The following is a 2,735-nucleotide window of genomic DNA, read 5'->3' on the forward strand; positions in this document are numbered from 1 at the left end:
ACGCTCGGCCTGGCTTAAAAGCTCGTGGAGACTCTTTGTAGAAGTAGAAGGAGGCATCGTCCTATCTCCCTGTGTCTGTGCGATATCCATGAAGCGCCAGGAAAATCTCAGAGAGCATTTCTCCCTGGGACTGTTCCGCGATCTGTTGGCTGGTGAGTTGGCGAAAAGCAGCAATGCCGCTCGCCAGCGACTTCACCATGCGGTCGGCCAGATAGAGAGGGTACGGCTCCAGAATCGAGGGCGTACCGCATTGATGGCGAAGGGCCTGGATCACCAGCGCCAGCCGTTCAGGGTTGCGAGCAATCGAACTACTCACCTCAATGCGCAGCGCAGGCAGCCAGGAAAAGGGCCGATAGTACAACACGGCGATCTGCTGGAGAGCTGCCACCACCGCCTGATAAAGACGTTGGGCACGCTCCTTGAGAGGTGATGGTAGCGCATTCAGATTCAAGTGCCACTCCTGCTCGGGTGGTTGCAGGGGTTGAGGAAGGGTCAGCTCGCCTGGAAGAAGGACTGTCGTCAGCATACCGCGATCGTCATAGGCCGGTGGCCAATCTAGCAAACTACCAATCTCACGCCGGGTCGTATACTTTGGGGCTGCCACCCAGTGCTTATCACTGCGCTCGGAGCGCAGGATCTGCTGATAGCAGTCCAATGCAGACTCAATCTGCCCCAGCAAATGGCCGCTCAGCGCCAGCGGAGGGAGGCCGCGAGCGAGCGCAGTGAGCGCCTCGTTAAAGTAGATCAGCGGGGTGGTCAAGGAGCCATCCAAAAACACTACCTCATGGGGTGCTCGCACGGCCAGGGAAAGTTCCATTGCCATCATGCAGGCCCGGACCAGCAATTGGCTTTCAGCCGAGTGGGGTTCTGCCTCAATGATGACCTGATGCTGAGGCTGCTCCCAATAGCGCTGCTCTGAAGGAGGAGATAGCCCTTCAACAGCCACGGCAGCAGCGGCAACCAGATCCGTGGCCAGCAGGCGTTCGATAGCGTAGGCGCCATCGACTCCGCAGGTCGTTGGAATCGGCGCGTAGGGCACCTCGCCATCGCGCTGGATCAGGCGACGCTCCTGTAACTGCTGCCGGTAGGTCTCGCGTTGTATACGGATACGCTGGAGTGCTGCCGAGACCTCCTGGCCTATTTGATGCGTTCGGGCCAGAGCCTCCTCGACAAGCGCTGCAGGTAAATCCTGAAACATTCTTTCAGATGGCTGAATCGGCTGTTCCATGCTTCGCACTCCTCTCAACCGTCAGCATGGCCAGAATCTCTTGACGGTTCCAACTGTGCCAGCCGTCCACACGAGCGGCGCGAGCAAGTAACCAGCGCTCGCGCCACCAGGCTGCGAGTGCTGCAAAGGGGCGCTGATAGTAGTGTGGCTCCGGGTCCTGACCTTCAAAATACGCCTGTAGATTGCTGATCAGCGGAAACAGGAAAGCCTCCCGCTTGATCCCATGCCTGAGTAGCTGGCGAGGAAGCCCAAGCGCGTCCAGAGCGCGCGTCACGTTCTGCCAGGTAATCCGTGGCCCCGTACCGAAGCCGCCGGAGTGATAGCGTCCCTGCTCTTCCAGGAAAGCGCATAAAGCAGGATAAAGGGAGGCAAAGTGAAAGCTGCCGTAGCCTTCGGTGTAGCCGATGGAATAGGCAATGACTTTGCCACGATAGGAGAGACGATTATAGAGGCTGCTGCGACCGAAGGCGCTGGTGGTGGTCAGGGCCACCAGCCGCGCCGGCAGCGCGCGTTGTTCCAGTTGCGTGAGGCGTCCCGCGTACTTACGCTCGTAGGCCAGACGAACCTCGTCTGAAACCGCTGCCAGCGCCACTAGCTTGCCGCCAAGAAGACGATTGTAGGGAGGAAGAGCGCCAAGGGTGAAGATGTCCATTGTCTGGTTGACCAGCTCAACTTTGCGGCCCGGGGCATAGTCAAAGAGACGATCTCGCACTGGGAAATCCAGCGGCGGCGATTGCAGTGCCAGAATACCGATAAGCTTCTCATTAGATGCGTCCATGATCAAGAAGCGCAGACGCCGCCCATACCCGCGTGTAAAGGGAAGCGACCAGGTGAGACGAGCCAGGCGGAAGAGGTCGGCCTGCCATTCCTCTATGACTTCCAGGAGCATGGGGCGAATCCTCTGAGGAGAGATATCGCTGCCATTGGCGAAGAAGTGCTCGTATTTCGGATAACTGGCCCTGATCCAGCGCTGCTGCCTGGCTAATTCACGCTGGACCGCCTGGGCATGCCAGTGACGGTACGTCTCTTTGGGATTCTGCGCTTCCAAGGCTTTCAATCGTTCGATTTCCGCCAGCACCAGGCGGCGTAATTCGTCACGCTGCTGTTCCATGCTGTGTCTTCCTGGCTTACGTGCCTCGTCCAAGGGCAGTGATCTGATTGAAAGTATAATCAATAGCTCTTTCGACTGCAAGAAAGAAGCAGGCGCTTGTCTGACCTCTCTTGCCGAATAGGGGACTCTCTCCTTGTAGAAAGCTGCTTCTTCCGGCCTGCCAGGACCGCAGTGCAGCTCAACAAAGCAGGGGCACACTGGCCTCTCGTCCACTCCCCCGGCCCACTCAATTCCTGGTACTCTCCGCTCTCTATGCAAGAGACGGCCCAGCCTCCTGGTACTCTGCTCCTTGACAGAGCTTCCTACTATGTCTACAATTCCTTAATAAAGTATGTGGAGAGGAAATTTGTGAAAAGTTTGGGCTTGATGCAAAATCAATATATTTAATTATGTTTA

The 2,735-nt window shown here is 57.3% G+C and carries 2 protein-coding genes; both read right to left on the bottom strand.

The window, feature by feature from the left end:
* Positions 1 to 61 precede the first annotated feature (61 nt).
* Positions 62 to 1,228 carry a DNA double-strand break repair nuclease NurA gene (locus IRZ24_RS19045; protein ID WP_297167931.1) on the bottom strand — a complete coding sequence of 389 codons (1,167 nt, stop codon included), beginning with the start codon at positions 1,226 to 1,228 and terminating at the stop codon, positions 62 to 64.
* Positions 1,203 to 2,339 (bottom strand): Druantia anti-phage system protein DruA, encoded by a 1,137-nt coding sequence (locus IRZ24_RS19050; protein WP_297167932.1) that lies wholly within the window; start codon positions 2,337 to 2,339, stop codon positions 1,203 to 1,205. Before IRZ24_RS19050 ends, IRZ24_RS19045 begins: the two co-directional genes overlap by 26 nt.
* Between the last annotated feature and the right edge of the window lie 396 nt (positions 2,340 to 2,735).

The sequence above is a fragment of the Thermogemmatispora sp. genome (assembly GCF_019683755.1).
GTDB lineage: Bacteria > Chloroflexota > Ktedonobacteria > Ktedonobacterales > Ktedonobacteraceae > Thermogemmatispora.

What these genes read in the sequence shown, in the direction of transcription:
- IRZ24_RS19045 (WP_297167931.1), bottom strand. Translation starts at nt 1,228, where the DNA reads ATGGAACAGCCGATTCAGCCATCTGAAAGAATGTTTCAGGATTTACCT.
- IRZ24_RS19050 (WP_297167932.1), bottom strand. Translation starts at nt 2,339, where the DNA reads ATGGAACAGCAGCGTGACGAATTACGCCGCCTGGTGCTGGCGGAAATC.